18 protein-coding genes are annotated in these 23,814 nt (G+C 39.5%); 9 read left to right on the forward strand and 9 right to left on the reverse strand.

Annotation, left to right across the window (positions count from 1 at the left end):
* The first annotated feature begins 191 nt into the window (after nt 1–191).
* The gene (gene torC / locus C0W29_RS06980) at nt 192–1,364 is read left to right on the forward strand and encodes a pentaheme c-type cytochrome TorC (RefSeq protein ID WP_045043535.1); all 1,173 of its coding nucleotides are present in this window, start codon (nt 192–194) and stop codon (nt 1,362–1,364) included.
* 397 nt (nt 1,365–1,761) lie between these two features.
* On the opposite strand, the gene yccS is transcribed toward torC, so the two are convergent.
* Nucleotides 1,762–3,930: a YccS family putative transporter gene (gene yccS / locus C0W29_RS06985; RefSeq protein WP_045043536.1), complete on the reverse strand. Its 2,169-nt coding sequence runs from the start codon at nt 3,928–3,930 to the stop codon at nt 1,762–1,764.
* 312 nt (nt 3,931–4,242) lie between these two features.
* On the opposite strand from yccS, the gene helD reads away from it, so the two are divergent.
* Complete coding sequence (gene helD, locus C0W29_RS06990) at nt 4,243–6,324, forward strand: DNA helicase IV (protein ID WP_045044873.1); 2,082 nt, start codon at nt 4,243–4,245, stop codon at nt 6,322–6,324.
* Nucleotides 6,325–6,410: 86 nt separating this feature from the next.
* Here helD and C0W29_RS06995 read toward each other — a convergent pair whose 3' ends face one another.
* From C0W29_RS06995 to torT, 3 genes are all read right to left on the reverse strand, one after another.
* Nucleotides 6,411–7,391, reverse strand: coding sequence for a zinc-binding dehydrogenase (locus C0W29_RS06995; RefSeq protein WP_045044872.1), 981 nt, complete (start codon nt 7,389–7,391; stop codon nt 6,411–6,413).
* 141 nt (nt 7,392–7,532) lie between these two features.
* The gene (locus C0W29_RS07000) at nt 7,533–7,991 is read right to left on the reverse strand and encodes a methylglyoxal synthase (protein ID WP_036793984.1); all 459 of its coding nucleotides are present in this window, start codon (nt 7,989–7,991) and stop codon (nt 7,533–7,535) included.
* Between the two features lie 159 nt (nt 7,992–8,150).
* Nucleotides 8,151–9,221: a TMAO reductase system periplasmic protein TorT gene (gene torT, locus C0W29_RS07005; RefSeq protein ID WP_045044967.1), complete on the reverse strand. Its 1,071-nt coding sequence runs from the start codon at nt 9,219–9,221 to the stop codon at nt 8,151–8,153.
* 148 nt (nt 9,222–9,369) lie between these two features.
* On the opposite strand from torT, the gene torS reads away from it, so the two are divergent.
* Complete coding sequence (gene torS, locus C0W29_RS07010) at nt 9,370–12,285, forward strand: TMAO reductase system sensor histidine kinase/response regulator TorS (protein WP_045043538.1); 2,916 nt, start codon at nt 9,370–9,372, stop codon at nt 12,283–12,285.
* A 47-nt stretch (nt 12,286–12,332) separates the two neighbouring features.
* Here torS and C0W29_RS07015 read toward each other — a convergent pair whose 3' ends face one another.
* Both C0W29_RS07015 and fusA read right to left on the reverse strand, forming a co-directional pair.
* Entirely contained in the window at nt 12,333–12,794 is a 462-nt protein-coding gene (locus C0W29_RS07015; RefSeq protein WP_045043539.1) for a GNAT family N-acetyltransferase, read from the reverse strand.
* A 186-nt stretch (nt 12,795–12,980) separates the two neighbouring features.
* Entirely contained in the window at nt 12,981–15,068 is a 2,088-nt protein-coding gene (gene fusA, locus C0W29_RS07020) for an elongation factor G (protein WP_036793992.1), read from the reverse strand.
* A 408-nt stretch (nt 15,069–15,476) separates the two neighbouring features.
* Here fusA and C0W29_RS07025 point away from each other — a divergent pair, with 408 nt between their 5' ends.
* From C0W29_RS07025 to C0W29_RS07035, 3 genes are all read left to right on the forward strand, one after another.
* Nucleotides 15,477–15,929 (forward strand): RNA-binding S4 domain-containing protein, encoded by a 453-nt coding sequence (locus C0W29_RS07025; RefSeq protein ID WP_045044871.1) that lies wholly within the window; start codon nt 15,477–15,479, stop codon nt 15,927–15,929.
* Nucleotides 15,930–15,998: 69 nt separating this feature from the next.
* A complete protein-coding gene (locus C0W29_RS07030; RefSeq protein ID WP_373455698.1) occupies nt 15,999–16,925 on the forward strand; it encodes a M15 family metallopeptidase in 927 nt (308 codons plus the stop codon).
* Nucleotides 16,926–17,068: 143 nt separating this feature from the next.
* A complete protein-coding gene (locus C0W29_RS07035; RefSeq protein WP_045044870.1) occupies nt 17,069–17,977 on the forward strand; it encodes an aldo/keto reductase in 909 nt (302 codons plus the stop codon).
* Nucleotides 17,978–18,059: 82 nt separating this feature from the next.
* On the opposite strand, the gene C0W29_RS07040 is transcribed toward C0W29_RS07035, so the two are convergent.
* Nucleotides 18,060–19,385: a rhodanese-like domain-containing protein gene (locus C0W29_RS07040; RefSeq protein WP_045044869.1), complete on the reverse strand. Its 1,326-nt coding sequence runs from the start codon at nt 19,383–19,385 to the stop codon at nt 18,060–18,062.
* A 232-nt stretch (nt 19,386–19,617) separates the two neighbouring features.
* Between C0W29_RS07040 and C0W29_RS07045 the strand changes: the two genes are divergently transcribed.
* Nucleotides 19,618–20,637, forward strand: a complete 1,020-nt coding sequence (locus tag C0W29_RS07045; RefSeq protein ID WP_052671616.1) for an META domain-containing protein — start codon at nt 19,618–19,620, stop codon at nt 20,635–20,637.
* Nucleotides 20,638–20,723: 86 nt separating this feature from the next.
* Here the strand turns inward: C0W29_RS07045 and mobB are convergent, their stop codons facing one another.
* Complete coding sequence (mobB, locus tag C0W29_RS07050; protein ID WP_045043543.1) at nt 20,724–21,248, reverse strand: molybdopterin-guanine dinucleotide biosynthesis protein B; 525 nt, start codon at nt 21,246–21,248, stop codon at nt 20,724–20,726.
* Nucleotides 21,249–21,516: 268 nt separating this feature from the next.
* Between mobB and C0W29_RS07055 the strand changes: the two genes are divergently transcribed.
* Together C0W29_RS07055 and C0W29_RS07060 are read left to right on the forward strand one after the other, a co-directional pair.
* Nucleotides 21,517–22,008, forward strand: coding sequence for a hypothetical protein (locus C0W29_RS07055; protein WP_045043544.1), 492 nt, complete (start codon nt 21,517–21,519; stop codon nt 22,006–22,008).
* Nucleotides 22,009–22,106: 98 nt separating this feature from the next.
* A complete protein-coding gene (locus tag C0W29_RS07060; RefSeq protein ID WP_036794007.1) occupies nt 22,107–23,237 on the forward strand; it encodes an endonuclease/exonuclease/phosphatase family protein in 1,131 nt (376 codons plus the stop codon).
* A 48-nt stretch (nt 23,238–23,285) separates the two neighbouring features.
* Here the strand turns inward: C0W29_RS07060 and C0W29_RS07065 are convergent, their stop codons facing one another.
* Entirely contained in the window at nt 23,286–23,741 is a 456-nt protein-coding gene (locus C0W29_RS07065) for a hypothetical protein (RefSeq protein WP_045044868.1), read from the reverse strand.
* Nucleotides 23,742–23,814: the final 73 nt, after the last annotated feature.

Consider the following 23,814-nt stretch of genomic DNA (forward strand, 5'->3'; position numbering starts at 1 on the left):
CGTAATAACTATATTTAGTGTACTAAATAAATGTATGCTTATATCGATAGCATTAGGTTAATGTGTCTAATTGTGTCTAATATATTTATTTATGTGAATTTGTCGCGTTGCCCTGTTCATATTCAAATGTTAGTTTGTGCGCAACACTTTTTTTAACGTTGTTTTGACGTTTAATTCATTTTGGACCATCCATGAAGAAACTATGGCGTTTTTTAGTAAAGCCAAGTAGTCGCTATTCTGTTCTAGCGATTGCTGTTGTCTGTGTGATTATCACACTGGCAGGCGTGTTTACCTTCCACGAATCGATAAAGTTTAGTTCGACTACAGAGTTTTGTACTTCATGTCACTCAATGAAAGAAAACTACAACGAATATAAAACCAGTATCCACTATAAAAATGCATACGGCGTACGTGCCGAATGTCGTGATTGTCATATTCCAGAAAACGATCCAATTGCTTTCATGAAAGCGAAATTGGGTGGCGTTGGTGATATTTACAGCGAATTTATCAGTAAAGATATCGATACGCCGGCGAAGTTTGAAGCAAACCGTTTACGCATGGCGCAAAATGTTTGGCGCATGATGGCGGAAACAAACTCAGCAACGTGTAAGAGTTGTCACTCATACACTGCAATGGATCACGCTAAACAGTCTCCAGCAGCAGCAGCAGCAATGACTGGCGCAGCAGCAAAAAATATGAACTGTATTGAGTGTCATAAAGGTATTGCGCACCAGTTGCCGCATATCAATAATGATTTCCAAGCGACGTTTAAACAGTTAACAATTAACGCTGGTGAAGCACCTGCAACTAAGACGCTTTACACATTAGCATCTAAGAAATTGTACACTACTGATTCAGCATCAGGCGATGAACAAGGCCAGTTATACCCTGCATCAGAAGTACAAGTACTTGGTACTAGCGGCGACATGCTTAAAGTACAAATTACTGGTTGGCAGCAACAAGGTTCAACAACGGGTATGCTTGTTCAAGATATGGCTAAGCAAATTCAAACAGTATCATTGAATGCCGATTTACAAAAATCAGCGACTATTTTAAATACAGTGAAAGCTGACAATGGTCAGACATGGCAACAAGTGCAAGTATCTGCATGGATTACGCAACGTAATATGCTAGCAAGCATTAAACCTATCTGGGCTTACGGTAAAGAAATTCTTGATGCTACATGTAGTCAATGTCACGCAATTCCAGATCCGAAGCACTTAACTGCAAATGGTTGGGTTCAAGGTCTAAAAGCAATGCAGCAATATTACATGCTGAATAAAGATGAAGAGCGTACCTTGTTGAAGTACCTTCAAGATAATGCAAAAGATGCACCTGTGGCAGCACCACAAACTGCACAATAAGCATTGATATATAAACTCTCAATTATTTGAGTGATTAAAAAAGCCTGCGTTTAGCGCAGGCTTTTTTGTGGGAGTCAGTTTTAGTTATTAAAAAGCATAGTGTTGATTAAGTTTATAAGCACATATAGATTCTTAATTGGGTTCGAAACTTTGCTGTAATAACGTTGGAAAGGACTGTGTTGGTAAGCAATGGTCGTGGTATAAGCGTTTGTTAGAGAGTGACAATAGTGAGAGCGTAGCATGTACTCTTGAAATGAAGGCGTAATATGGAAGCCCGTATTACGCCATCTCGGGAAGTGAATAATAAACTTATCTGTGACCCATTTATTCCACAATTGAACGTCAAGTTGAGCTATCTAGTTTTCTTGCTCATTAATGACTATGTGAAATCCTGTAATTAAACAGCCGCTATTGGGTGCGTTTTAGGTGCAAGGTTATCTCCTAAGCCATGTAGCTCAGGTAACATACAGTGAATTAAATGAAGTTGCTGTAATACCATTCTAATCGAGGTGCAATCTTCTTCTCGCCATTGACCTAATCGTTGTTCTAAGTTGAGGTTTAATGATGGTGATGTTTCGACCAATGCACCATTAAGTTGCGCTGAAATACATTCTAAATGATTATGAATAATGCGGTGAGCCTCTGATACTAATTGATGAGTTTGATCATCTTGAAGTTGAGTGCGATGTGCTCCTAACGCTGATATATAACTTAGCATGGCATGGTTTAATGTTAGAAAACGAAAACTATCATCAGTATTTATTTGATACTTGCCTGGTTCCGCTAGCATATTATTGATAGCTGTACTTAGCTGCGCGTCTTTGTTATGGGCATCGCGACGAGCGATACGATAATTCATATTGTCTCTTTTACCGATGCGATATTGGGCAATAATCTGCGCTAAATAATCTTTATTGGCACTAATCGCGTCAGCCATTACTTTATGTAATCGCTTTGATTCCCAATCCGGTAAAATAAAGCTTACCGCAAGCACTGCTAATAAGCAGCCGAGCAAGGTGTCACCAAGGCGCGGTAAAATAACCGCAAATCCTTCTCCTAGCTGATTAAAACAAAATAGTACTAACAGGGTAATGAAAGCCGTTGCCCAATCATATTTAACCGTTCGAAATGCGAAGAATAACACTCCCATTAAGACCATCAGTACTAATTGGCCTTCTTGTCCTGGGAATAAGTACAAGAGCGGTATACCTGCAAGTAAACCGCCTAAAGTACCAATAACCCGTTGTACTAATTTCTGACGGGTTGCACTGTAGTTAGGTTGGCATACAAATAGAGTGGTTAATAGGATCCAGTAGCCACGTTGAAGATCAAATACCTGAATACAGCCATAGCCAACAATCAGCGTGATCCCTAATCGAATAGCATGGCGAAATAACATCGAGTCAGTATTAAGCTGGGAAGAGATACGTTTCCACATTTCTTTTATACCGTGCGCTTCGGTGTCAACTAATTCAATATCCGTATGTTGCTCAACATTTTCTGCATCTGGATTATTAATATTTTGTAATTGGCGTTCTACCGTAGCAAGGTTATTAAATAAATAATCAAGCTGATTAAGGAGAGGCCACCATTGGGGATTATTTTGCTGTTTTAGATAATTCAGAGATTGTTGCAGTTCATCTAAGGCATTGATTGAGTCAGAGCCATGGTTATAAGCTTTACCTTGTTTGAGCGCTTCGGCGATGCCATGGCAGGCTATGGCTTGTACATGTAATAGGCGTTGAAAGCGAAATAAGACATCACTGCGTTGAAAGGCTGATGCGAGTTCACGGTAACGATAATGGGATGAACTTGCACGCTCATGAATATCTTGTGCAATAAAATAAATTTTAAGAAATTTATCACTTTGGCCACGACCCGCACGATGCAGGAGGGTCATTTTTACCGCGTTTAAGGCGTTAACTACTTTGGCATTTTGCTTGGCGGCTTGAATGCGAAATGGATGTGAAGTGAGATCAGTTACCGGTTCGAAGAGTTTGCTTTTATTATCGAGATAATAGCCAAACTCAGTGAATACATTAGCTAGACCTTGTTGGACGGGTTGATTGGGCCATAAAACATGCCATAGCAGCGATAATACCCCATACCAGCATGCACCAGCTAAAAGTAACATTGGTTGATACCAAAGCTCAGAGCTACTATTTGCACCTAACATAGTGTAAACCGCAAGCAGTAATGAGGCAAAAGCGATGTTGGCATAACGTGGCCCCATTGCTCCCAGCATAATAAAGCCAAAAGTCGAACAAAATAAACCGATTGCAAATAAAATGGGGTAGTCAAATAAGACTTCAATAGAAAGGGATGCAATCAAAAAACAAACGAGAGTAATGGTAAGGCCTTTAATGCGACCGGTTAAATTATCATCAGACTCAGCAAGTGCTGCAGCAATAATACCGAGCACTAATGGCGTGACCGCGTGGTTTTCTCCAAGATACCAACATGGCAATACTGCACCAACTAAAGCAATGAATACTCGAATTGAGTAATTGATGCGATCATTGACCCAGTAGCTGCGGAAGTTTACATGTAAGTCTTTAGTTTGCATGGATATTAACAATCTTCTGATAATGATGAGTATAGAAAACGATAGAATTATCTAACGTTATAAAAACGTCACTAAAGATAACAGAAATATTGTTATTGCTGATCAAAAAAATTAACTTTACCTCGTGGAATAATATTTAGCCAAATAGACGTTTCAATACTATGGCTACACGAGAGTTATTGATACTCTAAGCGACATTATCCCGATAAACGGGTGACAAGTAATGATTCAATTGAGGTTTGGTAACAAGATTACCGACCAGTAATGAGTATTACAGCCTAATTAAAGCATGGAACAATTGGTGGAATCACAATGCAATTAAGTGCCAGTCGACTAGCACAATGGCTAGTTCAAGGTGATTATTACAGTATCGCTTTAGACGGTAATAGCTTGGTATTAGATAGTCAGACCACTTCTGACGTTATCTCTTTTGATGACTGGGATGGTTCGATTGAAATCCATCGTGGTGTATTATGGGGCGCGCTTGAGCTTACGTCTTCAAACCAACAATACTGTTGGACCGTTCATGGCTTGCCTTGGCACGAATGTAAACCTTTCGCTGCATTTTTAATTCGTAGTTATCAAGATTGGGCGCAAAACCGAGTTGATAAATTAGATGCAATGTTGCCAGAAATGTTGCAACGTATTGCATTGTTTTCAAATAAATCAGGCTATTTACGTCGCTCCGAGCATCATGAGTTACATCAGTTTCTTAATGATGGCTTAAAAGACTCTGAGTTAAATCCTGAGCTTGCAGCAACGTTTAGACCGCGTAGTTTCGAAAAAATATCGCCTTGGCTAGGTGAGCATCAGGCATGGGTTGAAGAGCATAATCAGCAATGGTTAACTCAGCAATCACAGAAATGGAGTTCATGGTTTGATAGCTTTGAGAAATCGCCATTAAATGAATCACAACGTACAGCAGCGCTAATTGATCAAGACTATAACTTAGTACTTGCAGGTGCGGGTACGGGAAAAACCAGTGTATTGATCGCACGCGCGGGCTATCTTATAGCCAGTCAAGCGGCAGTGCCGGAAGATATTTTAATGTTGTCATTTGGGCGTAAAGCGGCTGAAGAGATGACTGATAGGCTAAAAGAAAAGGTTAGTGATCGGGTTAAAGTGGCGACATTCCATAGCCTTGGTTCACAAATTATTCGTGATGTTGAACACGATAAGCCTAATGTTGCTTCGATTACTTTAGATACACGTGCACGTAGTGCATGGTTGGCGCGCATGCTGATTGAACAATGGAATAATTCAACGTCAGCTAATAAATGGCAGCGCCACCTTACACAATGGCGTGTACCCGGGTTTAGTAAAGAAAACTCAATGGAACAACAAGCTGAAAATGAACAATTACAAGCTTGGGTATGGCGTCACATTGAGTTATTAGGCCAATCAGGGATGAAGAAAGAAGAGTTGCTTGAGGCGATTATAAACAATAATAACCCAGCAATGCGGCCGCGAATGAAAAGTGAGTTAACATTGTTATGGCCGTGCTATCAGGCTTATTTGCAGCACTTAAAAGTGAAAAAGCAAATTGACTTTAATAGCATGATTGAAGTAGCAACGGAGTATGTTAAAGACGGTAAGTTTATCTCTCCGTGGCGTTATATTATGGTTGATGAATATCAAGATATATCACCACAGCGATTGGCGTTAATTGAAGCACTATGCCATCAAAAAGTGGCAGGTCATACTACGCCAACGTTATTTGCTGTTGGGGATGACTGGCAAGCTATTTATCATTTTGCCGGCGCAGATGTTAATTTAACCACTGACTTTGAAAGTCGCTTTGGTAATAGTTGTACTACAGAGCTTTCCACTACCTATCGTTTTAATAGCATGATTGGTGAAGTAGCAAACGTATTTATTCAACAAAACCCAAGTCAAATTAAGAAGCAACTAACGAGTTTCACTAAGCAGAGTAAAAAGGCGGTTACTTTATTGGCAACTGACTTATTACCACAAGAATTAATTAGGTTGAGTAAACATTACGAAAATAAGACGACTAAAGTACTTATTCTTGGACGTAATAATAAGCAAAGACCAGAGAAATTTGAAACCTGGAAAAATCAGTGGCCACAACTTAACTTGGAATATATGACTTGTCATTCAAGTAAAGGTCGTGAGGCGGATTATGTATTTATTGTTGATGTTAATAAGGGTATTTTCCCTTCACCAGACCGTGAAACGGGTTTAGCTGCAATAATGCAATCGCGTACTGAAACTTATAATGATGCTGAAGAACGCCGGTTATTCTATGTGGCATTAACTCGAGCTAAAAAACATGTCTGGGTTTGTGCAGACCCCGATAAAACATCGCCGTTTATTAATGAATTAATTGAAGATAAATATCCAGTTAATAATAAAATAAAACGGACTAAATAAATATTATTAATGCCTGAAAGCCCCGCTATTATCATTAGTTATAGTGATAAATGAAAGCGGGGTTTTTTATTATCAGTAATATGATGTTATTTACTTACGTGGACGACTATTTTTCCCGAATGGGTCTGATTTTTTAATTCAGTAAGTGCCAGATCCAATTTTTCAAATGGTACAATTTTCTCAACCATACTATATAAGTGCCCATCGGCCACTAAATTACTTAAATTGTTACCAATATCAGCGAGGTGAGTAATATGTTCAGGCCCACCATGGGCATAGGTTCCATGAAGGGCAACTTCGTGAATGCTGAGAGCTTTAGTTGTTGCGAGTAGAGGTACTTGATCAAATTGATTGGCTACCATAACGATATGGCCATTATAACGAATTAACGCGCTCATCATGCTGCCTGATTGCGCTGAAACACAATCAATAACCCCATGCAATAACCTATCTTCAGTTAGATTTATGAGTTCAAGTGCCACATTTTGTTGTGGGCAAATAACCGCATCAATACCATAGCTGAGTAGTCGAGGATGATGCTGTCGTTCTGCAATCGCATAGACATGAGCACCTGCGAGCTTTGCTAATTGTGCTGCAAACCCACCTACACCACCTCCTGCACCTGTAATTGCAATATGCTGTCCAGCAACGACTTGTAATTTATCGTGTACTGCTATCCATGCACTATAACCTGCACAGGGTAGAGCCGCTGCATCGGTAAATGATAATGTTAATGGAATACGGCTAACCGCAATAGCTTTAACACAGACATATTCAGCGAACCCACTAGCAGTGCGAGGATCGGCAAAAAAGATGACTCTTTCATTAATTTTGAACTGATGTACGTTCGTTCCGACACTATCAATGCTACCGGCAACATCGAGGCCGATTATTTGCGGATAATCCCATGTTGCGTAACCCCACTCGGTCAGTTTGTAATCAATAGGGTTTAGTCCTACAGCTGCGACTTTTACACAAATTTCATCTGCGGCAGGAACGGGTTTAGCGGTCGTCATAAGTGATAAGGCTTGTAACCCATCAGGTTGTTGTAATATCCATGCTTGCATAAGCGACTCCTTGATACATTACTTATAACCATATAACGAATTATTTATTTTACCTTAAATATATTATGTAAATAGTGATAATAAAAAGCCTTCGATATTAATGAAGGCTTATTTATTGAATTAATTGTAGCGTTTGAGTGCTTAATCTAGACGCTCTTTGAGATAAGCTTCGTAGTCTGGAATTTCAATATCAATTTCTTTATCAAGTAGTGGTGAAGTAATAATAAAGTTAGCACTTGCACGATTGGTTGCTACTGGAATATTCCATACAGCAGATATACGTAATAATGCTTTTACATCTGGATCATGTGGTACTGCATTAAGTGGATCCCAGAAGAAAATCATAATATCAATTTTGCTTTCTGAAATTAATGCTCCTAGTTGTTGATCGCCACCCATAGGACCACTGATTAAGCAGGTGATTGGTAATCCAGTTTCTTTTGCTAGTAAATGCCCAGTCGTACCTGTTGCATAAAGTACATGATTAGCTAACTTATGTTGGTGTTCTTTCACCCAGCGAAGTAAAGCTGTTTTGCAATTATCATGGGCAACGAGAGCGATGTGTTTTTTAGCTGCCATTTTGCGTGTTGTGGTAATCATGATCTTCCTTTTTAATATCAAGTTAATCTTGATGAAGCTAGGCGATAACGGTTATAAGTAGCAAAGACTAGACAGAGTGTAAATCAGATTAGGCTAAAATTTTGTGGTAACCCATAAATAATTGATATTCATCTTTATAGGCACCACATTAATTAATGCTTATCGACTGATTTGGTGATCATTAACGTAAAATGACGGCCTAAATTCTGCTGGCGATAATGAATTACGAATGACAGCCGAAGGTAAATGTTGTGGGGTTAAATCAACAATTAATGGTGATATATCTAACACCATTGGCTTTTTCTCAAGGTAGCGCACTGTTTGATCGATAGATAGCCGAGCTTGTTCTGCCATTTTATCTGTTGGCGCAAATAATATTTTATCGCGACGTAAGCCACGGTAAACCCCATGACTTAAATAAGTAGATACAATTTTTATGTCAGTAATATGATTAGTACGTAATTCACTGATTGCTACTTCAGCGGCAACTGCACCACCAACAATATAATCAATGTTTTTATAGTCGGTAAATAATTGCTGTAATAAATTTCGTTGTAGCTCTTTGCTGTTGTCATCCCATAATGTCGTTACAATTTCAACATCGCTATTGGCGATAGCGGCTTTAAAACCTTTAGTGACAGGTTTAGTACCACCGCGTAATTGTGGCCCTGGTAGCCATGCAATTCGCACTTTACCTGAACCTTTCGGGTGTTTTTTAGCAAGGTAAGTACCAGCAGCTTTCCCCATTTGATACCAGTTAACCCCGACTTTTGCTTTTACATGTTGACGAATATCAGGATCTGTAAAATCAATATTATTCGTCATTAAAAAAACAGGAATATTGCCAATTAATGTTGATAGTTTACCGTTATAAGCTTGCGCATCGACAGTACCTAAAATGATGGCATCTGCTCCCCAACGGCGACAAGCAATTAATTGACTTTGCTGTTTATCAAGGTTGCTATAACCGCCAGCTTCAAGCACTTTTAGGGTGATACCGAGTTTTTTAGCTTGCTCAACCATTCCATAATTGATCGACAACCAATAAGAATCTTTTAAATGTGGGTACACTGCACATACTTTCCAAGGTTTAGTTACCGAGGTTAGAAAAGAGTAATGAATTTTTGTCGGTTTTTTGTCCGTTTGAAAAGGCGGTTGATAGGAAATTACCTCAAGTGCAAACGCGGATTGAGCAGAGAAAATCATCAAAATAAAAAATAAAATGCGCATTGTTACCAACATTATTTAGGTCTAAAGCCATATAGCTGGCAAAATAGTACCGTTTTATTGTGTTTGGTGAAATAGCCAGTATCCAACAAGGCATATTAATGCGGGTTATTAACTATTCTAAACCAGATTTTTGATATAGAGACGATTTATGACGTTTACCCGAAAAGGTATCGGAGCCAAACTGTTACTAGCCTTTTCTGCCATGGCTGGTTTGATGATTATTGCGGTTATGATTGGTGTGGCAGGCTTTTCGTTAGTTGCTAAAACAGAGCGTACAGTGATTAATTCCGCAGTCCCAGCATTAGCTGAAGCGCGGAAGTTATCAGATTTGAGTTCGCGAATTATTTTTAATGCTCAAGTTTTAGCTAAATCGAAACTTGAGTCAGAACGGATGCAGCAGGGGCGAGCATTAACGATTCATATTGAAGCATTAAATCGTAGTTTGTATGCGTTAGAGCAGTATTCGTTTGATCAGCCGCTAATGCTGAAATTAGAAGGTGATGTAAAACGTATTGTTGATAATTTAGCCTTACTGGGATTGTTAGTTGGCCGTCAAATAGATCTGCAAAGTCAGTTAGATGAATTAACTGCAGCAATGACTAAGGCGACCCACCAAATTGATAATTTATCACAATCGCAAGTGGCTAATGCAAATACCATTGCAGTGGCTAATGTGTCGCGTATTTATGATCTCGTGGCGGAAAATAATAAACCTGCTGTTTATAATGCCCTTGATAGTTTAGTTGAAGTCGATATGGACTTATCTGAACGTTTATTTGAATTGCGTTTTTTATCATTGCAAGTGATTAATATGTTAGATGATTCTGAACGTATTATTGATATTAAATCGTTGGTGGCATTAAAAACACGGTTTAACAATGCGGTTAATATTATCAGTCACCGAGTTAAATCTGTTGAAGATCCTAGTCGTTCTGAACAATTGATGAAGCAAGCTGCAAAACTCGAACGTGGTAATTTATTGTTTGGTGTTAGTGAACAATTGATTTATGCCAAGCAAGATGTGCAGCGATTAGATCAACAAAATTTAGTATTATTTCAACAATTAAATAACACTGTTGACGATATTATTGCTGCGGCTAATGACAATACTCAACGTGCAGTTAAGCAAGTTGATCAAACATTGACTGTTGCGCGTAATACGCTAATTGTGATTTCTGCAATTGGTTTATTGGCCTTGGTATTGATCATGTGGCGCATTGTTTATATGCAGGTTATTTGCCGTATTAATCGCTACAGTCGTGCATTATTGTCACTGACTCGCGGTGATTTATGTATTCAATTAGATGTTGATGGTGATGATGAATTAGCCCAAATGGGACGTGCTATTTTAGTCGCGCGTGATACGGCTAATGAACGGTATCGATTAGCACAAACGGAAGCTAAAATTCGGCAAGAACTACAACAACACAAAGCAAGTTTGGAGCGCTTAGTCGCAAAACGAACAGCTGAGTTAGAGCGCATTAATAGTCGTTTAAACGAAGAAGTATATAACCATTATAAAGCTCGTGATGAAGCTGAAAAAGCTAATCGTGCTAAATCTGCTTTCTTGGCGACTATGAGTCATGAAATTAGAACGCCTATGAATGGTGTATTAGGTACAGCATCGTTGTTAGCTGATACAGAGTTAAGTATGCAGCAAAAGCGTTATTTAGATGTGATTAACCGCAGTGGTGAAACCTTACTCGATATTCTTAATGATATTTTGGATTACTCTAAAATTGAAGCTGGACATTTAGATATTAGACCTAGCGATTTTGCGTTAAAACGTATGGTCGCCGATGTATTTAATATGCTTTATGGACGAGCAATGGCTAAGCGTATTGGGTTTGACTATTACATTGATCCTGCTGTTGATGCTATTTGGGTTGGCGATGAAAGCCGAATTCGGCAGGTGTTAGTAAACTTAGTTGGTAATGCGATTAAGTTTACAGATAAAGGTAAAGTAACAATTAGTGTCCGACCGCACCCTGATATGCCTGATGAAATACTGTTTTCTGTCCAAGATACTGGTATTGGCATTGATACTACTGAACACGCGATATTATTTAGTGCATTTCAACAAGCAGAAGCTGGACGTAAATCGATTGAAGGTACAGGACTTGGTTTAGCAATCAGTAAACATATTGTTGCGGCGATGGACGGTGAGATAGGGGTTGATTCGGTTATCGGTATTGGTAGCTGCTTCTGGTTTGCCTTACCTTTAGAACGAGGCCAAGCGTCATTAAATACGGATATTGATCAAATAATAGTGCCGGCAGCGCATATTCTATTGGTTGAGGATAACCCGGTAAACTGTATGGTTGCTGAAGGGTTTCTCAAGCGACTAGGTCATACGGTAGTTATTGCTGAAGATGGTGCACAAGCTGAAGCGTGTTATCGCAAAGAGCAGTTTGATTTAGCGTTACTTGATATTAATTTACCTGATACTGATGGAATTACACTGCTGCATCAATTACGTCGTATTGATAGTACCAATAAGCAAGCATGGCAAGAACCGACACCTATGGTCGCTTTTTCTGCTCACGTATTTAGGGAAGAAGTTGAAATTTATTTAAATGCAGGCTTTGCTGGCTTCTTACCTAAACCTCTGGTTGAGAAGCAACTAATTGATACTATGAACAGTATTTTAAAAGGAGATAAGCGAGTGGTTATTGAAAAAGGAGCTGGTGAAGAAAAGCCGCAACTTACTGAGAGTGAAGAGTTATTACCCTTAGTAAAAGAATCTGTATTGGGGAGTGATTTACAAGTACTTGGTGCTGCGCAGGTGAAGCAGTTAATTAGCTTATTTGGTGAGTCTGCAAGTAAAACACTAGTGATGTTACACCAAGCAATTGCAGCTAATGACTTACCCGAAGTTGCTAAGCAAGCGCATACGCTTAAAGGCGCTGCTGGTACGATGGGATTAATGCAATTGCACCAGTTATGCCTAGTGTTTGAAAAATCAGCTCAAGAAGGTTCTATTGCTGAACTTGATGTAGCACCATTGCAGCAAGTGTTTGATGCCTCTGTAGCTGCTTTAGCAACGACCTTTCTTGATAATTAACGCTTTACTCTTAGTAATATAAAAAAGAACGCTTCGGCGTTCTTTTTTTATGGGAGTAGATTGAGAGTCATAAAAATACTGTGAGGATCTGGTTGGTAGTCAGCAAACGGCGGACATTCGATAAAACCGTGTTTGGCATATAACGCGCGTGAAGGTATAAAAAAAGCCATTGAACCCGTTTCTAAGCTCAATTGTTGATATCCTTGTGCTTTGGCATGGGAGATGATGTGTTGAAGTAATTGTGATGCAATACCTTGTCCACGAAATGCATTGGTTGTTCGCATCGACTTTATTTCGGCGGTGGTTGCATCGAGACGTTTTATTGCGCCACAACCTGCTAGTTGGTGCTGATCCCAAATAGACCAAAAAGTGACAGTCTGATGTTGAAGCTCTGTAAGATCTAATGCGTGAACGCTGTCAGCGGGTGCTGTTGCATTCATATCGACTAAGTGTGCTTGTAGTAATGCTTGAATTGCTTGTCCCTGTAAATCATCAATAATGATATTCATAGATATTGCCGTGAATAAAAATATTACTTTACGGCGTAGAGGCTATTTTACCAAGTGATTTTAATGGCGGATGTGATAGTGAAACGTGGCTGGCTGGGGAAAATAAAAGATCAAACATAGAGATAAAAAATAACCCCGAGAACAAAGTCCTCGGGGTTAACGTATTCACTTAGAGTAATTTAAAAATTACTTCTTAGCGTTACGCTCTTTCTGCTCAGCGATTACTTTTTCAGAAACGTTAGCAGGACAAGGTGCGTAGTGTGAGAACTCCATAGAGAACTGACCACGGCCTGATGTCATAGTACGTAGAGTACCGATGTAACCAAACATTTCTGAAAGTGGTACGTCAGCTTTAATACGAGAACCAGTTACGCCAGCAGTTTGGTCTTTGATCATGCCACGACGACGGTTAAGGTCACCGATAACATCACCAACGTGATCTTCTGGAGTAAATACGTCAACGTTCATGATTGGCTCAAGAAGTTGCGCGCCAGCTTTAGGCATTGATTGACGGAATGCGCCTTTCGCTGCGATTTCAAATGCTACTGCAGATGAATCGACTGCGTGGAATGCACCATCAAGAAGCTCGATTTCAACGTCAAGAACAGGGAAACCAGCTAAAACACCAGTGTTCATCATGCCCTTGAAGCCTTTCTCGATTGCAGGCCAGAATTCTTTAGGAACGTTACCACCAATTACTGATGATGTGAACGTAAAGCCTGAACCTACTTCACCTGGCTTCATTACGTAGTCGATCTTACCGAACTGACCAGAACCACCAGATTGCTTCTTATGCGTGTAGCTATCTTCAACTGCTTTCGTGATTGTTTCACGGTAAGCAACTTGAGGTTGACCAACAATTAGGTCTACGCCGTATGTACGCTTAAGGATATCAACCTTAATGTCTAGGTGAAGTTCACCCATACCTTTAAGGATTGTTTCGCCAGTTTCTTCGTCAGTCTCAACTTGGAAAGATGGATCTTCTGCAACCATTTTACCGATCGCGATACCCATTTTCTCAGAACCGCCTTTATCTTTAGGCGTTACAGCAATTGAGATTACTGGAGTTGGGAAGATCATTGGCTCAAGAGTACACTCGTGCTTAACATCACAAAGAGTGTGACCAGTTTGAACGTTCTTCATACCAACGATAGCGATGATATCACCAGCTTGTGCTGAAGTAAGTTCGTTACGGTCGTTCGCTTGCATCTCAACCATACGGCCGATACGCTCAGTTTTACCTGTAGCAGAGTTAAGGATGGTGTCACCCTTGTTTAGCTTACCAGAGTAAATACGAACGAATGTTAGAGCACCAAAGCGGTCATCCATGATTTTGAATGCAAGAGCTTTGAATGGTTCGTCAACAGATACTGTTGCAACTTCACCAGTTGGCTCACCAGTTTCTGGATCAGTTAACGGCTGTGGGTCTACTTCTGTTGGAGAAGGTAGGTAATCAATTACCGCATCAAGAACAAGTTGCATACCTTTGTTTTTGAATGCTGAACCACAGAACGTTGGGAAGAAATCACAAGTACGAGTACCAGCACGGATACAACGCTTGATTTCTTCAATAGAAGGTTCAACACCTTCCATGTAAGCTTCTAGAAGATCGTCGTCTTGCTCAAGAGCAGTTTCGATCATTTCTTCACGGTAAGCTTCAAGATCATCAACCATATCTTCAGGAACAGGTAGGATCTCGTAGTTTTCTGGAAGACCTGAGTCATCCCATACGAATGCTTGACGAGTTAGAACGTCAACAACACCAACGAAATCATCTTCACGACCGATTGGAAGTGTCATGATTAGTGGAGTAGCGCCTAGTACCTTCTTAACTTGATCTGTAACGCGGAAGAAATCTGCGCCCATACGGTCTAGTTTGTTAACGAAGATGATACGAGCAACTTCTGATTCGTTAGCGTAACGCCAGTTAGTTTCTGATTGTGGTTCAACACCACCAGAACCACAGAATACACCGATGCCGCCATCAAGTACTTTAAGTGAACGGTAAACTTCAACTGTGAAGTCAACGTGTCCAGGAGTATCGATAACGTTGAAACGGTGATCTTTCCAGAAACAGCTTACTGCTGCAGACTGGATAGTAATACCGCGCTCAGCTTCTTGTTCCATGAAGTCAGTTGTTGACTCACCGTCATGAACTTCACCAATCTTGTGGATTTGGCCAGTTAGCTTAAGGATACGCTCTGTTGTAGTAGTTTTGCCCGCATCAACGTGCGCGAAAATACCAATGTTTCTGTATTTAGATAAATCTGTCATTGTTTTTCTCTATAAACAATTACTGTCACATGTGAGGTCGCGGATTATAGCACTACTTGTGCTCATCAGAACATAGCCATGTGTAATAAAATAGTTATTCGCTTGCTTTTTGCCCTAGGTGACATACCTGTTGACGAAGATCCGAGCAAATAACGTGGATAAAAACCAAGATTAGTCGAGGTTGATTATTATTGTAAGCCGATTAAAGGATATTTTAATGATCTTTTAATGTTATTCGAATGAATGATAGCAGCGATAAAGTGTCCATAAAAATGGACAAAACCGATTTTTATCGGGTTAGACTTGAAAAAATAGTAAGTAAGCTAGAATCTGTCATTTGTTTCACTTTCTGTTTATTAGTGAGGTAGAATTCAAGTAAGTTCCTGTTTTATTATTTGAGTATGCAAAATGTCTGAAGAAATAGAAGTAGAAGCTCTGGAAGTTGAAGTATCCGTTCAACCGATTGAACTATATAAAGTCCTTAAAATTGCCAATTTGGTAAGTGGGGGCGGTGAAGCCAAATATGCTATATCCGAAGGTTATGTTGCTGTAAATGGTGAAATTGAATTGCGTAAGCGTTGTAAAATCTATGATGGTGACGTAATCGAGTTTAATGGTGAGTATTTTGTGGTTATTTGTGACCAACCAGTGCAAGAAGCGCCGCCACGAGAGCAGCAAGCAAATAAAGTAGAGCCTGCGGCTAAAGTTACCAAAAAAGATAAAAAAGTATCAGCGCCCAAAACAAAGAAAAATAAAGCAGCACCAGCAACCAGTAAAAATCGTTCTGTAACTAAAAAAGAAGCAGAAAAAGCGGACAAGAAAGCAGATACTGCGACTGGTCGTAAACCGATAAGTTTTTAATTTATTAGCTCCATATATAGGCGTGCTATAGCACGTCTTTTTTATCGAATTTTATAGACAGGTATCAGGATGATAACCAACTCTCGTAACATGTATATGCCGTTGTTTTTGGTTTTGACATGTAGCGTGGCATTTTCAGCCAGTGCTGCTCAAATTAATACATTATCAGCAACTGAATGCCAAGCCATGACTAAAGTCGGGGTGATGGCTGCTGATGCGCCTGTTCCTTGTCAACGCCTAAAAAAAGTCACTTTTAATTACCGTGATTTTGCTGGTAAAGCGCATTCAAATGGCCAAGTTGTGGTGATGGATGCAGTGGCGCCGTATGTTGGTAATATTTTTGACGCCCTATATCAACAAGGTTTTCCTATCCATAAAGCGGTTCCCATCGAAGTGTATGGTGGTGATGATACTCGCTCTATGACGGCCAATAATACTTCAGCATTTAACTATCGTCCGGTTGCGGGTACTGGCAGTTTGTCTTTACATGCTTATGGTGCCGCAATAGATCTGAATCCTCTTCAAAATCCGTTTGTGACCTTTAGTGGTAATGGCAATGTCAAGTTTAGCCCTGTGCAGGGTACTCGCTATGCCAATCGAGCCACTTATCGTTATGGTAAGCCTGATAGTCGAGGTATGGCTGAGGCTGTGATTGATATATTTGCTCGTAATGGTTTTCAATATTGGGGCGGTTTTTGGGATTCTCCAATTGATTATCAGCATTTTCAATTAACTAAAGATATGGCGTTAACGATGAGCAAAATGACGCCAGCCCAAGCAACATTATTTTTTAAGCGCTATGTTGCATGGTATGACAGTTGTAGCAAAATGTACCCAACGGCTTATAGCCATTATAAATTCAATGATTACACTGAATATTTAAAAAATAAGTTATCCGTGAAATCATTACATCAAGCCTATAGTGCTAACCCACAACGGGTGATGGCTGCGATTAATCAACAACCCGTTCGTTCGGCTATTTGTGTTAAACGTTAAATTAGCAAGGTGTTTATTGATAAGTTGCTGCCTAAGTCATAGTTTTTAGTCTGCATACTTTGTTTTTAATTAATTCGTTTGCGGCAGTGATTTGAGGCTTTAGGATGGTTGATAATTACTATTACTCGACAAAGGATGGTTCAATGGTTAATCAAGTCGCAATGGTTGCACAGCAATTACAATTTTCAGAATTAGTGCAAGGGTATTGGCGTTTAGCTGAATGGGGTATGACTGCGCAGCAACGATTAGCTTTTTTAGAGCAGCATCTTGAATTAGGAATTACAACTGTAGATCATGCAGATATTTATGGTGGCTATCAATGTGAAGCATTATTTGGTGAAGCGTTAGCGTTAAAGCCAAGTTTACGTCAGCAATTACAGATAGTGACTAAGTGCGATATTAATCTTTGTAATCCTAAATATCCTCAACGTAATATTAACCATTATGATACGAGTAAGTCGCATATTATTGATTCTGTAAATAACTCACTGGCAAATTTACGGGTTGATAATATCGATCTGTTATTAATTCACCGTCCTGATGTACTTATGGATGCCGATGAAGTAGCTGAGGCGTTTACCGAGTTGAAGCAACAAGGAAAAGTGAATCATTTTGGTGTTTCAAATTTTGCGCCAGCGCAATTTGATTTACTGCAATCTCGTCTTGAGCAGCCGTTAGTGACTAACCAAGTTGAGATTAATCCGCTTAACTTTGAGGTTGCTCATGACGGTACGCTTGATCAATTACAAATGAAGCGTATTCACCCTATGGCATGGTCGTGTTTGGCTGGTGGGGATATCTTTAGTGGTAATAGCGAACAGCATGTGCGAGTGCGTACGACGTTAACTGAGATAGCGTCTGAGATTGGTGCTGACAGTATCGATCAAGTTATTTATGCATGGATTCGTCGTTTGCCTTCAAATCCGATTGCAATTATGGGCTCGGGGAATATTGAGCGGGTAAGATCTGCGGTTACTGCACTTGATTTTACGTTATCGCGTGAGCAATTTTATCGAGTATGGGTGGCCTCAAAAGGTCATGGTGTGCCGTAAATTGTATTAATCTTTTAAGACCATTCGAAACGGCAGGGAATACCCTTAACAAGTAAGGTGTATTGCACTGCCGTTATTGTGTTTAGTGGACGCTAGCGGGAGTAATAGTCCCTTCTGTTATTGGGTTGCTTTTATTGGCACTCCATTGATACCAACCACCATCGTAAACACTGATGTTTTTCCAGCCTAAAATATGCGCAAAGAAAAAGGCTTCCGATGCTCGCCAACCCGTACCACAGAAAAATGCCACATCTTGATGCGGTTTAATATTCCATTGTGCCCATTGAGCTGCAATTTCATTACCACTTTTCATGGTTTGATCTGGGTTGAGATAATCTTGCATGTGGTAAGAATCAGAGCCTGCATGACCCCATTTTGCACCCTCTATACGTCCTTTCGGCTTAATGTAGCTATAGCCACTGGTTTCACCGATATATTCTGGCCATGTACGCACGCTTACCACTGATTGCTGATTAACTGGTTTCTTTAATAGTGCTTTTACTTGGTTGGTATCAATCAGATATTGTGGGTTTGCTGGTATTTTCTTGCCAAAATCTACTGGGTCTTGATTATAGTTTGGTAAATGTTCGGTAGGGTAATCGGCATTAGACCATGCTGTCCAACCGCCATTTAATAAGCGTACATCTTTAACACCAGCATACATTAAGAAATTGGCAAAACGTGCGGCAGACATATTATTGCGTGCATACAATATTACGGTAGTGTCATAACGAATACCAAGATTAGCAATAACTTGTGCTAATGCCTTGTTGTTAACTTTATTCCACCATGGTTTTGACTCAATCGTATTGGTATTAACGTATAAAGCACCTGGAATATGATCCAGTAAATATTTTGCAGGTGGTCCCCATTCAACTTCAACTACTTTATAGCCGTGTGTTGGCGCATAACGGGGATGTTTGCCGTTAATCAGATCATACAGCCATGATGCTGGTACTAATTGCTGAAAGTCAGGTAAAGCACTGAGTTGACCATGATAGTGATTAAGCGGCTGATTGATAGTTATTAGTGAGTGATAACCTTGCTCTTGTAAGGCTGTTGTTAATTGCTGAGCTTTATCTGCGGAGCAATATAAATAAGTAGGGAGGTTAGGTGTAAGGTGTTTATCTCGTAATAGTGTTTCAAAAGCTGAGCTATCAAGCATTTTTAGCCAACTTGAATCAATATTAACCGCGCCGGCAATGTGGCCACCGAGTTGTTGTTGAGGTTCTGGCCAGCCGTTATAGAAGTTACTGTTGCGGCAATCAATAATTTGTAGGGGTACTTTTTGTGATTGTTGCTGAGCTAACTGCTCAAATGTTGCCGTCTTTGAAGGCGCTGAAGTGCTGGCAAATGACATGCTTGATGTTAGTAACAATACAGCTATAGCGGTTATTTTAATGAGCATAGTGAAACCTAATCACCTTAGTGATAGTCAAAAACAAGCGCGCATTCTAACGGTTTCGAAAGGTAATACAATTGACTTTTTTAATTGATAATATGTTTGTTGTTGATAATGACTTAATAAATATCACGTTAGTATTTATTGAGGAACTATTGTGAGACTTTTGTGTCAGAAATACATTACGGCATGATCAAACCATTAGATATCGTGTTAAAGCATTCAATGAGGAGTATCTATGAAACGTTTTATCTTTGTATTTATAAGCTTATTAACGGTCTGTAGTTCAACGTTAATGGCTGCAGAGATAACAACGCCTCATGTTACTTCATTACAGAAAGATCAATCATCCCTATTGCCTGTCAGCCCCAAAGATATTCATCTCGCTGCCGTTGTGGATTCCCAACGGTACGATTACCCACTATCTGCACTACAGCAAGCCTATTATCATGGGATTGATGACATTGGCAGCACGATTCATTTACAGCAAGGTCTGTGGGCTGGAGATCCCTATCAACCCGGTGGCGATGTGATGCCACAAGTGATGCTATTAAGTGATTTGAAAGTTATTGGTACATTGAATGCTGATAATGATCCGATGGCTGTCGTACTGTTAAATTACTCTCCCGGTGGTAGTGGACAATATTTATATATTGCGGTGATGGCTTATCGACACCATCAGCTCGTCAATATTGCGACCCAATATATTGGTGACAGAGTTCGTGTTAAAGGGCTGGTGATCAAAAACCATCAAATAATATTAGATGTTATTCAGCCAGGGAAGGGAGATTCTACGTGTTGTCCAGGCGATGTTGCTCGTCATATTTGGCGTTTAGAACAAGACAAATTGGTCGAAATACCTAGTCATCAAGCGATTGTTAGATTAACTCCTGCTATTTTAGCAAATACAGAATGGCAGCTTGAAAGCTGGCGTTATGGTGATCCTGTTATGAATGGTAGTAATATTAACTTACGCTATATTAACGGGCACTTTGTTGGGATGGTTGACTGTAATAATTATACGGTCACTGTGAAGCCGCTATTAAAGCCTGGGTTTATTGATATATTAGAGCAACATGCTGCGATTACTGAACGGAAATGCGATGATCCTTTAGCTCCTCACCGTCAAAAACGTTATTTTGAACAATTAGCCAGTGTGACTCAATTTACTTATTTTGCTGGCAAATTGGCGCTGACTTATCAGCTTAATCATCATACGGGTGTCATGATTTTTTCAGCAGTACAAACTAAGCCATGAGGTTTAGTTAATAATATTATTCAATGAAATTTAAAACACCGCTACTTAGCAAGATTAAGCCGCGGTGTTTTTTTATGGCATTAATATTATTGTTGCAACCACTCAATAATAAATTGGCAGATATCGTGTGGGTTATTTAAATCTAATCGTGGTAAAGAACAGTCATTAGGTGCAGCTTGATCACTCGCAAACGCTAAAATAGTTTTATCTGTTGGATAGAGCAATGGCTTGCCATAACTTGGGCGATGAATTTCTATCTTTGGGAAAGGTTGATCACGAAACCCTTCAATTAAAATAAGATCAAGTAAGTCATGATTAAGCTGGCTTAGGCAATGATTTAATTCTGGATCTTGGCGCTCTGCTTGCGGATATTCAAAATACAGCATATGGCGTGATTTTGTTGCGAGTAACGTTTGACTACACCCAGCATGGCGTAATCGGTAGCTATCTTTTCCTGGTGTATCTGGATCAATATCATGATGGCTGTGCTTGAGTAATCCTATCCGTAAGTTGTGTTGTTTAAGTAGAGGGATAAGTTGCTCAAGGAGAGTGGTTTTTCCTGAACCGCTAAATCCAGCGAAACCCAGTATCGGTGTAGGAGATGTAATCATTATGAGACCCGTTGATATTGATTCTTTTGCTATTATATACCTAACAAAACTGAACACCTATCTACAGTGCGTATTTATTGATATATAAAGGGTTTATTCAAGTAAACTTGATTTTAAAAGTTGAGTGAAAAATAGTACGCGTATTTTTTTGGTGATAATGGTGTAACGGGCTACATTTAGTTTGTATTGAGCTTGTTGTCATTAATTAAGGCTGTGAAAATTATAGATACAGGTGATTAATACAATCTTTCCTAACAGGGAGTGTGTAATGTGGGCAACGTTAGATTTTGAAGCATCAGGACTCTCTGAATTTTCTTATCCGATTGAGGTAGGGTATTCATTGCCTAATGGTACCGATAATAGTTTGCTAATTAATCCTTTATCAGCAAGTGATGAGTGGGTGTATTGGGATGATTTTTCAGAGTCTCATATTCATAAAATTACTCGTCATGAATTAGAAAATAACGGAAAACAAGTGGTTGATGTTTGTCGGCATCTTAATGCTATTTTGGGGCAATATGAACTGGTTTTTTGCGATAGTGAATGGGATTTGTTTTGGCTGGGAAGATTATACCATGCTGCTCATATGCGGCCGTCCTTTATGCTGACTGAGGTATGTTGTTGGCTAAAGCAACATAATGGAATGGATCGTGTGCATTTTCAGTTAGCACTTGAGCGACAAGGTCCTGTTAAACATCGCGCAAGTTATGATGCTAAACAAATTCGTTTGGCACTTGATACATTAGTTGGTAATCGCTAAGTTTAATATCTGGATAATTATTGCGTTTATTATTGGTCGGATAGACAATGCCGATTACAATGTGCGCTATCAAAGTAATAAGTATATGAGAATCTTGTGTGAAATCTGCGTCTAGTCGTAACCCATCACTTCGCGTCGCAATGTTTAATATTTCGATGTCTGACAGCGAATCAGAAAAAATATTAGCATTAACGGCTAACCCTAATATTACTCGTTTACAACGTCTAGCTGCCATTATTCAGCATGTTGCTCCTGATGTTATCTTGTTGTGTGAATTTGATCATTTAGGTGCTGGTGGCGATGATGGTTCATTAGCCAATTTCTGTGCTAATTACTTATCTGTATCTCAATATGATCAAGCTCCTATCGAATATCCCTATCGTTTGTGTCCTGCTACCAATACCGGTTTACTTACTGGGGTTGATTTAAATAATGACGGTATAATTTCATTACCAGCAGATGGAATGGGGTTTGGTCATTTTCATGGTAATTTTGGTTTTGTATTATTATCTAAGTACCCGATACAGGATCATAATATTCGTTCATGGCAGCATATGCTGTGGAATAATATGCCCAAGTCATTAATTCCCCGTGATTTTTACAGCCCTGAAGCGGTAAATATATTACGATTATCCTCTAAAAATCATATTGTTATACCTATCCAATTTGAGCAGCAAGTTATTAATCTTGTGTGCTGTCATCCAACGCCGCCAGTATTTGATGGCCCTGAACGTCGAAATGCCAAGCGTAATAATGACGAAATTCAATTAGTTTGTGACATTATCGATAATGCGGCGTATTTAAAAGATGATAGTGGAAAAACGGGAGGTTTGAGTAATGAGCAACCGTTTATCGTCTTGGGTGATCTTAATGCTGATGTGATTGATGGTGATGGATTGAAAGCACCAATTAAACATTTGCTTAGCCATACACGGATTAATCAGCAGGTAAGTCATGGGCCATTAACACCAAAAAGTATGGGTGGCAGTGAATATCGACCATGGCAGAGACGCAAAGGACGCAGCAATGAGTGGACACATTTAGGCGGTATGCGTTTAGATTATGTTTTACCATCAGCTAATCTAATTACGCTAGAAACGGGCGTATTTTGGCCTGAGAAGGATCATCCATTACGACATTTAATGCTTGATGATAAGGGACGAGAAAAGCCTATAGCGGGTTCTGATCATCGTTTAGTATGGGTTGATATCGCACCAAGCGCAGTATAGTAACGTCATGAATCTAACTCGGTTGGCGCGTTATTGTGATCATAGACATTAACTGAATACGATTGGTTGTTGTTCTTTCCCCCAAACTTCAATGATGGCTTTGGGGGTTATTCCTGCGGTTAATAACTTTTTATTACCTAAGCTATGATAGTTGATTTCAATTACAGTAATTTTACTGTCAACATAATCAAGTAATTGTGGTGGGCTAATACTATCTTTAGTCATCAATCCAGCAGTTCTAAATTGCTGGAACTCGCCATTCTCATAATTTATTTTAATCTTTTTGATGTTAACTGTTCCCCGTGCGCAAGTAACACGAAGATGGTTATAGAATTTTTTCGCTGATAATCCATCCAGAGTGACATTGTCGTTATCAGCATGAAAATTAGCGGTTTGAGTGGTTAATCTTACCCATGGTGAGGATTTGTTTGCGGTGAGTATTCCACAACTGTTTAAACTAAACAGTAATACAATTACACCACAACAGCGTAGTAGGATATTCATTCGATGTTATCACTATATAAATGAAAGATTTAATCATCTTAGATTTTCGACGTTGCTGACTATGTCATGAGCG

It is taken from the genome of Photobacterium kishitanii (assembly GCF_003026355.1).
Taxonomy (GTDB): Bacteria; Pseudomonadota; Gammaproteobacteria; order Enterobacterales; family Vibrionaceae; genus Photobacterium; species Photobacterium kishitanii.

Excerpts from the sequence above, each read along its gene's own strand:
- C0W29_RS07025 (WP_045044871.1), top strand. The coding sequence starts at position 15,477 with ATGTCTGAAGAAATAGAAGTAGAAGCTCTGGAAGTTGAAGTATCCGTT.
- C0W29_RS07030 (WP_373455698.1), top strand. The coding sequence starts at position 15,999 with ATGATAACCAACTCTCGTAACATGTATATGCCGTTGTTTTTGGTTTTG.
- C0W29_RS07040 (WP_045044869.1), bottom strand. The coding sequence starts at position 19,385 with ATGCTCATTAAAATAACCGCTATAGCTGTATTGTTACTAACATCAAGC.
- torT (WP_045044967.1), bottom strand. The coding sequence starts at position 9,221 with ATGCGCATTTTATTTTTTATTTTGATGATTTTCTCTGCTCAATCCGCG.
- C0W29_RS07045 (WP_052671616.1), top strand. The coding sequence starts at position 19,618 with ATGAAACGTTTTATCTTTGTATTTATAAGCTTATTAACGGTCTGTAGT.
- C0W29_RS07035 (WP_045044870.1), top strand. The coding sequence starts at position 17,069 with ATGGTTAATCAAGTCGCAATGGTTGCACAGCAATTACAATTTTCAGAA.
- mobB (WP_045043543.1), bottom strand. The coding sequence starts at position 21,248 with ATGATTACATCTCCTACACCGATACTGGGTTTCGCTGGATTTAGCGGT.
- torS (WP_045043538.1), top strand. The coding sequence starts at position 9,370 with ATGACGTTTACCCGAAAAGGTATCGGAGCCAAACTGTTACTAGCCTTT.
- helD (WP_045044873.1), top strand. The coding sequence starts at position 4,243 with ATGCAATTAAGTGCCAGTCGACTAGCACAATGGCTAGTTCAAGGTGAT.
- yccS (WP_045043536.1), bottom strand. The coding sequence starts at position 3,930 with ATGCAAACTAAAGACTTACATGTAAACTTCCGCAGCTACTGGGTCAAT.
- torC (WP_045043535.1), top strand. The coding sequence starts at position 192 with ATGAAGAAACTATGGCGTTTTTTAGTAAAGCCAAGTAGTCGCTATTCT.
- C0W29_RS06995 (WP_045044872.1), bottom strand. The coding sequence starts at position 7,391 with ATGCAAGCATGGATATTACAACAACCTGATGGGTTACAAGCCTTATCA.
- C0W29_RS07065 (WP_045044868.1), bottom strand. The coding sequence starts at position 23,741 with ATGAATATCCTACTACGCTGTTGTGGTGTAATTGTATTACTGTTTAGT.
- C0W29_RS07000 (WP_036793984.1), bottom strand. The coding sequence starts at position 7,991 with ATGATTACCACAACACGCAAAATGGCAGCTAAAAAACACATCGCTCTC.
- fusA (WP_036793992.1), bottom strand. The coding sequence starts at position 15,068 with ATGACAGATTTATCTAAATACAGAAACATTGGTATTTTCGCGCACGTT.
- C0W29_RS07055 (WP_045043544.1), top strand. The coding sequence starts at position 21,517 with ATGTGGGCAACGTTAGATTTTGAAGCATCAGGACTCTCTGAATTTTCT.
- C0W29_RS07015 (WP_045043539.1), bottom strand. The coding sequence starts at position 12,794 with ATGAATATCATTATTGATGATTTACAGGGACAAGCAATTCAAGCATTA.